This window comes from Tepidanaerobacter sp. EBM-38 (assembly GCA_001896545.1).
Classification (GTDB): domain Bacteria; phylum Bacillota; class Thermosediminibacteria; order Thermosediminibacterales; family Tepidanaerobacteraceae; genus Tepidanaerobacter.
In genome coordinates this window covers 1-7,638 of sequence record MPOT01000081.1, presented here as the reverse complement: position 1 = coordinate 7,638, position 7,638 = coordinate 1, and the positions used below count along the sequence as shown (strand labels likewise).

Here is a 7,638-nt window from a genome sequence, read left to right as displayed (position 1 = left end):
GTGATATGGATAAAGTTATTTGTGAAATTTGCAATAGATTTCTTGTGTGAAACTATTTTATTTCAAAAAAAGGTTTGGTGTAACGGCAATGGGAATTGAGCAACTTTTTAGAGTTGCCTGCGGTCTTGAATCAATGGTGGTGGGGGAAGATCAGATTTTATCTCAGGTGAAACAAGCCTGGGAAATTGCAAAAAAATGTAAATCGACCGGAAAATACACAAACAAACTCTTTAGAGAAGCGGTTACTCTGGGGAAAAATGCTGCAAGCCGGTATCTATCTTCCCCCATCCCAATTCGAAACCTTCTTTGTGTCGACCGCACATACAGATGAAGATATAGAAAGAACTTTGAGCATAGCAAGAGATGTCGTTAAATCGCTAATTTAAAGCAAGTACATTATAACAAGGCAGCTCTCTTGGAGGGCTGCCTTGTTATAATACAAATATAGAGTTATCTTTATGTTTAATATTCTTTTTCTTTTTTATATTCATTCCGATCTTTTTTAAATACAGAATCTTTGCCGTTTTCAATCATTATAGCATCATAAGTTGTATCGATTGTTACCCAACCTTCTTTTGGTAAATACACTTCATTCCAAGCGTGATATGAATCAATATCGCCTTTATATCCTTTGACAAGTTTTGTCGGTATGTTTATACTTCGCAGCATAGCGGCATATAGTGCGGCATAGTCAAAGCATATACCACTACATGAAGAAAGCACTTCATCTACCGATGGTATATAGTCATTTCGAAGATGTGCAATTTTGCTTTTATCATATTTAATATTTTTAGTTATGTATTCATATATTGCATATGCCTTTTGTTCATCAGTTTCCATTTCTTCCGACAGTTTAGCCGCCATTTTAGCAGCTTGTCCATCTTTATGCCAGCAAACAGGACTTGCAGACTGCAGGAATGAAATATTCTCATCCTTGAGCTTGATTTGTATATCTTCACTATCTTCAGCTTTATACTTGTTACTTTCTATGTATTCCAAAAGTGTCAATTTATATGTACCAGACCCCATTTGAAGCGGAAAAGTATCTATGGATTCGTTAATATCATAAAAGTATGTAGTATTATTTTTTTGAATCATGACCTTTGCCTTTTTGTCTTTGAATGCCTGATTCGTCTTATTTATCGTAACTATTCCATAATCGACATTTTTTAAATCAAATACTTCTATCTCGCTGGCTAAAATCTGCCCGAAAGGCAGCAAGAATAAAAAAAGTAGACAAGTAAAAATACGACAGACCTTTTCAAACAAAATAAACTCCCCTTTCGGTAGCTGGCTGCCATCTTGCGAAGGCCCTTTAGCTTTGCGTCCTCGCGTTTCCACGAGTTTGCCTTTATCGTTTGAAAGCTTATTTTAAAACGTTTATGCGGATTTTACTTAATTAAGCTGTCCTAATTTTACCATTATTTACATACATTTTCAAGGGTATAAAAAATCAATCAGATGATTCTTCACCTGATTCTAAAAACTTAGCTCTTACAACAAGTCTAGGATAAGGCTTGCGACTGTAATCACAGGTAATAAGCGTAAGAAGTTTTTCGTTCTTTTGTGGAAACATTACCCATGCATCTTTAGCCTCTACAAGAAGTTTTTCAAATACTTCATATCTATATACTGTATCCTTATTTATGATTTCAATTTGGTCGCCTTTCTCAAGCTCATTTAGTCGATTAAATTGCCTGCCATAGGTTCGACTCCGATGAGCAGAAATACAATAATTGCCAACTTCTCCGGGTTTTCCTGTACCATCAACGGCTGCTGCCGAAATGTCAAGATTTGCTTTTGTGGCGCCCGTAAGTATGGGCATTGAAAGCCCAATTTTTTCTATCTTTAATACGCCTTCCATGTGCGAATTGATATATTGAATGCGATAATCGTCTTTTTCTAATTTGCTCTCGATTGCTGGAAAATAATCTTCTGCTTTTCGGTCATTATTAGAATACTCACCTAAATCATTCATGGTCTTGCTCCATGTTGCTAGCAGTTTTCTCTGTTGATAGTCAAAATAAGTTTCTCTTAATTTTGGATAAGTCATTAAAAAAATTCCAAGAAAAATCAGTATTACAGCAATAATTTTTCTCATGCTCTTCACCATCTTCGAAAAATTGCCTGGAGTATATTAAAAAGTATAATCCAGGCAATTTGATTAATAACGGTATTTATCTGAATCGTTTATGATTTTTTCTTAATGCTTAAACTCAATCCTGTAATGATTGCAACAATGCCAACTGTATAATATATATATGGCAGTTCCTCACCAGTTTTAGGCATAAGCGGAATTCCTTGAGGAACTTCTTCTACCGGCACTTCAACTGGTGGTATTTCTGGTTGTTGCACTGCAGGTGGCTGCATTACAGGAGGTTCTGGCTTGCCTTCGGGAATAGGCTCCTCTTCTATTTCAACAGGGGGTTTTTTGTCCTTATCTTTGTCCTTGTCCTTATCTTTACCACCGCCTCCAGAATCGCCACCACTGGTTTGTGCTGTAAAAATCCACTTGATTTCGGCAGTCTTGTTTTGAAATTCATTGCCGGTTTCAGGGCCTGGGAGCTCTATTTCTGCTATTAAATCTCGGCTATCTTGAGGGTCAAACTTTCCGAGACTGATATTACTAGTAATATTCCCGGATTCGCCGTCCTTACCGCTAGCAGGTCCCTTATATATAACTTCACCCTTATATGTGATGGTAAGCTTGAGCTGTTTTAAAAGGTCGGGTTCATCATCCTTAGGTTCCTCTCCGATTCTTTCAGCCCGCATATATAAGGTAAAGGGCTTACTGTAGCTATTGCTTATCTTGAGGGTTTTTCTTATTGTGTCACCGGGATTCAGCCGTCCTATGTCAAAAAGCTTTCCCCCCTCAGGCACAAGAACTAGCCCCGAAGATTGACCTATAAGTTCTACATTATCATCAGCAAGGATATCCTGCATATTAAATAATGTGAAGAAACTTACCAGAAGAAACGATGTTAGAAATAACACAAGGTATTTTTTTATGTTTTTTTTCATCTTCACTACCCTCCTTTATCGAGGGGTAAATCTTCTTCACCTCTAAGGCGGGGATAGAAGCATGCAGCAATGCATGCCCTTGCTCTTTAATTAAATCGCATTTTCAGAAATTCGGTTATATTTTATCCGAGTTCTAATACTTAAGCCCTAAATTAATTTTTTTACTTTATGCTTTTATTCAGTCCAAGCTTCAACACCGGTAGGCAAACTAGTGATTCCCCATGCATCCTTATATGCTTCATGAGATGCCTGAACAGCTTCGGCTGCAACATTAACTTTAAGTGTTTTACCTTGGTATTCATTACCCGTTCCCGGTCCTGCTATCGTTACGCTATCTAAAAGCAGTTCTGTTTCTTCGCCTTGATTCATTATTTTATAGTAGTAGTAGTAACCTCCTGATTCAATCCATTTATCGCTGTTGATTGTATTTAACGTAATGTTAGTTACCGAAAGAGTAGTATCCTCGGTAAACACTCCTCCAGCAATAGTGCCCCATACCGGTGTCAATTTAACTCTTACATATGTGCCCTTTGAACCGGTGCTTTTTACACTTACATCTTTATCTGTGGTATCTCCGGGATTCCAGTTAATTATGTCTTCAAAATCATGCTCATTAATTTCGATGCTGACAGTTCCGGCTGTAAATTTGTTATCAATCGTCTTATCATCTGTAAACCAAGCCATAGTTCCGCCTACCACCAACAAGGCGGCTAAAGAAAACACCAATAAACTGACAAGCAATGTTTTTTTCACTTTTAAATTCCCCCTTATTATTTTTTGTTAAAATTAGCCCTATTTTTAACCAGTCAGACCAAACTATTTAATAGCCACTAATCCATTTATTTACACATCTTCCTTTATAACCACCTCCATATTTTTTTCGATTTTTTGTTTATTCTTTTTTCTTTCGACCCAAAGGGTTTTTATGAGTTCAGCCGAAATGAAAATAATAAATACTACCAATAAAGTTATGATTCCGTTTTGCGATCTTATGAAGTGAAAGGCGAAGCCGGCATAAGGAATGGAATAAACGACTTTTCCTATCACTTGACTTGCGCTAACCGGCATTGGATCATCCACTTCATTTGCATCCCCTCGGGTCCTGAAAAAAAGCTCTGCACTTTTATCTATTTCAACCACACGATGTGTGGTGATATTTTCACTTTCAATTTCACTTTTAAAGGTGATTATATCTTTCGGTCTGATCTCTTCCGGGTCCAAAGGTTTTACAATCACCAGACTGCCGGTTTTAACGGCCGGGTTCATGCTTCCGCTCATCACAATATACATCTGATAACCGCCTATGGAAGGAACCCGGCCACTTACCTTGCTTTGGACCAGGAAGAACAGTAGTGACAGTGCTACAAGAGTAAGCAGAATCAGTATGGTTTTCATCAGCAAATCCATTATTCTATAAGATACATGCATTTTCATATTACTCTCCTTTACTCGCTGGATTCTTCTACTGTCTCCGGGTCTTCTTCTCTATCTGGCAGGATAGCCTCAAGGCTTTCCATGCCAATCATTGATCCTCCGTCCTCTTTTTGCCCCTTAGCATTATTTGTGTTGTATGATACTACAACGGTAAAGAAATTATCTGTCTCTGTTTCATCCCTGAACCAGGAGTCGTTGACCTTCTTATTTGTTACTGTTACCGTTACAACCGTATCATTTGCAATCATTTCTCGAGTAATATTGAAATTTGGATTAAGTATGCTTACTAATTTATAATCCATAGGTACAACCTCTGTTATTTCATAAGCTCCAGGCCGCAGATTGCCAATTTGCTTTGTTTCATTATGTCTGATAAGGGTATTCCACTCTTTTCCGCTAGGTCCGTCAATGTGTAATACAAACTCTTTGTCGGTATCGACACCGCCGATTCCGGGTGAAACAACTTTTCTTATGATTATTTTACCTTTTTTGACTGTCACCAAAATGCTGTCAGATGCTTTGCATCCGTTATTATCTGTTATTTGAATAGTGTAAACTGTATCTTCTTCAGGCTCAAGTGCTGGATTGGCATTGCTCGAGCTCCAATCAGGATCCGTATCATTACTCCATAAGTACTCAAAAGGTGCATAGCCATATACCTGCAAATTCTGCCCGATGTTAATCACATCTCCCACAACTATGACCGAGTCCGGCCCGGCATCCACCCCTATTACGTTGACCGTAGGAACGGGAAAGGTTTGCTCTATATTTGGGGTGCCGTTTATATCTGTGTATCGGAGTATGGCATTGTCATTTGTGGGTAAGTTGTTGCCTTTAACACCGTCTTTGGCTCTAATCTTATAATTTAGTTCAGCCAAATCTGTTATTGTTCCTGGTCTCCAGGTAATAGTTCGGGTTGCCGCATCATAACTTGCCGGTGCATTAGGGCTGGGTGTAATGCTGGCTGAAACCAGTTCAAAGTTTTCATTTATTACATCGGTTACTACCGCATCTATAGCCGAGTAACCCAGCTGACCCGATATCTCGTCATAAATACCTGATAAATCAGGTGCTCCTGTGGCTTCATAGTAACCTGAATTTTGAGCCCACTGGAGAGTTTCACGGGCTACGGTCTTGCTTTGATTTGGCACCTGATTGAAAAGCCCTACGGTAAATACCATCGCTACATCCCAACAGCTTTGGCCCGCTTGATAGGCAGCCCTAGTATGTGCATTGTGGCTTGTAGGTTCATTTGGACCGGCGGGATTTCCGATACTGCAGGTAGCGACACCATCTGTAAGTAAGACTATAACCTTATTAGCATTTTGACGTCCTGAAGACTCAAGAATATTTTTTGCCATTAAAAATCCAGCTTCAATATTTGTTCCATAATACGTTGTAATGCTGTTTATTGCAGCTTTGACAGATGTCGCATTATTTGAAAGCCCAATTTCTTGTTTTGCATCAGAAGCCGCTCCTATATCTCCGATATTTCTCGGTCCCGTAAACGATACTACTGCTACTCGATTATTACTGTCAGCTAAGACGTTATCAGTAAATGCTTTTGCAGCATTCTTAGCGTAATCCATGACAGTAGGAGAAAGCCACCCGCCTACCCTTGCATCCATACTGCCCGACCTATCAATTACCAAGACCACATCCACTGGTGCCGGAGCAGGTACACCTGTAATTTCCAGCCTAACATCGTAAGTCCTGCATACACTGGAAGGGCCTGCCGTCTTATTAACCGCTATGGTGTCTTGCGTACCTGCTGATTTCACAAGATCCGGCAAGAACACCGACTTAGGAGGCCCATAGTCGAAAGTCGTTTCTCTCTCCAAGCTTCGAAACATGTTTAAGGAAGCCATGCCTTCCATTCCCGGTGGCATCATCAACTCAATAAATGGATTGGATTCAATCTGCACCTGACACGAAGCTGATGCATCAATAGGAACTTCATCAAACCAAGCTTTTGCGGTAACTTCGATTTCTAATAACGGTTCCGTAAAATCGGATTCAATACGAAATTTACCACTAAATCTAGTTTCCTGACCGAAAGTTAAGAGGCCTACTAATTCATTCGAAGTTCCTAAACTGCAGTATACGCATGCCGATAAATTCTCTAAATCCACATCACCGGTATTTATCACCATAACATCATATTCAATAGTTTCACCAATGTAATATACATCTTTGTCAGTATCAACAGTAATGCTAAAGTTTGGATTGCCCGCTATCACTGGAACTATGGGCAGCGGTTCTATCGGTGTAATAGGTTCAATTGGTATTTCATCGGGGTTTATAGGTTCTAAGGGCTGCTCCGGATTTACCGGATTCTCAGCTGGATTAGGCTCCTGAGGTTCCGGTTCTCCTATAGGTTCTCCCGGTTCATTCGGAACGACCGGGTTTTCGGGATTTTGCGGCTCCGGCGGCTCTTGTGGTTCTTCAAGCTCTGCAGGATTTTCAGGTTGTTCCGGCTCGCAAGGCTCAAGTTCTTCGGTAGGCTCTTCGGATTCGTCCGGCATAGTTGTTTCTTCAGAGCTTTGCGGTTCCGCCGGTTTTGGTAATTCCTCCGAACCTTCCGATTCTTCATTATCGCTAGGTTCCTCCGGAGCTTGCGTATCTTTGTGATCTTCCTGCTCTTGAGTTTCCGATACGGGATCCACAGGATCATTATAGACTTGGTGATCCTCAGAATAATCCGTTTGTTCTTCTGAGTGGTTGCTTGACTCAGCCTCTGGATCATCCGGTTCTTGATGTTCTGATTCCAGACTTGTTTGGTCGTTTGCAGAATTTTCAGTAGTTGTAATAATATCAGATCCAATTTCTATGTCTTCCCCGTTGCCCAGAACCTGTGTTAAAGCTGGGATAAATATAAGCATCATTACAAGGAGTATTGCCGTGATTTTTTTTGAGACTCTTAACATACTTGTTTTTCACCTCCCATCCTCAGTAAAATTCGTATTCAATTCTCCCATGAACGGAATTCTCCCATGAACGGAATTTTACCAACCCCTTTCTTTCTTTTTCCAGAGCTTTTTCAACCAGGTAAATAAGTTCCATTAAACTCCGATATCCGATATGGGTCTGTATGGGGTTAATAACATGAATCAGGAAACCTTTACCATAGAGAAATGAGTAAACAGAAAGCCAATAATGGCCAGTAGCTTCCATGCCAATCTC

Annotated in this window: 6 protein-coding genes, 2 pseudogenes and 1 riboswitch; of the genes and pseudogenes, 1 reads left to right on the top strand and 7 read right to left on the bottom strand. The window is 39.7% G+C overall.

Translation table 11 applies throughout. The annotated features are described in order from the left end of the window. Positions 1–88: 88 nt before the first annotated feature. Positions 89–208: pseudogene (locus tag BUC45_RS12040) on the top strand (hypothetical protein); the annotation flags it as partial. A 254-nt stretch (positions 209–462) separates the two neighbouring features. Here the strand turns inward: BUC45_RS12040 and BUC45_RS09145 are convergent. The 7 genes and pseudogenes from BUC45_RS09145 to BUC45_RS09115 form a co-directional block, all read right to left on the bottom strand. Next, a complete protein-coding gene (locus tag BUC45_RS09145; RefSeq protein ID WP_296971784.1) occupies positions 463–1,269 on the bottom strand; it encodes a transglutaminase-like domain-containing protein in 807 nt (268 codons plus the stop codon). Positions 1,270–1,282: 13 nt separating this feature from the next. Beyond that, a riboswitch (cyclic di-GMP riboswitch) is annotated at positions 1,283–1,360 on the bottom strand. A gap of 93 nt (positions 1,361–1,453) precedes the next feature. Continuing rightward, entirely contained in the window at positions 1,454–2,101 is a 648-nt protein-coding gene (locus BUC45_RS09140) for a class D sortase (protein ID WP_296971783.1), read from the bottom strand. 89 nt (positions 2,102–2,190) lie between these two features. Next, entirely contained in the window at positions 2,191–3,021 is an 831-nt protein-coding gene (locus tag BUC45_RS09135; protein WP_296971781.1) for an LPXTG cell wall anchor domain-containing protein, read from the bottom strand. 174 nt (positions 3,022–3,195) lie between these two features. Continuing rightward, positions 3,196–3,774, bottom strand: coding sequence for a BsaA family SipW-dependent biofilm matrix protein (locus tag BUC45_RS09130; RefSeq protein WP_296971779.1), 579 nt, complete (start codon positions 3,772–3,774; stop codon positions 3,196–3,198). Positions 3,775–3,864: 90 nt separating this feature from the next. Next, the gene (locus BUC45_RS09125) at positions 3,865–4,455 is read right to left on the bottom strand and encodes a signal peptidase I (RefSeq protein WP_296971776.1); all 591 of its coding nucleotides are present in this window, start codon (positions 4,453–4,455) and stop codon (positions 3,865–3,867) included. Positions 4,456–4,466: 11 nt separating this feature from the next. Further along, positions 4,467–7,382: a VWA domain-containing protein gene (locus BUC45_RS09120; protein WP_296971773.1), complete on the bottom strand. Its 2,916-nt coding sequence runs from the start codon at positions 7,380–7,382 to the stop codon at positions 4,467–4,469. A gap of 154 nt (positions 7,383–7,536) precedes the next feature. Further along, a pseudogene (locus tag BUC45_RS09115) lies at positions 7,537–7,638 on the bottom strand (transposase); the annotation flags it as partial.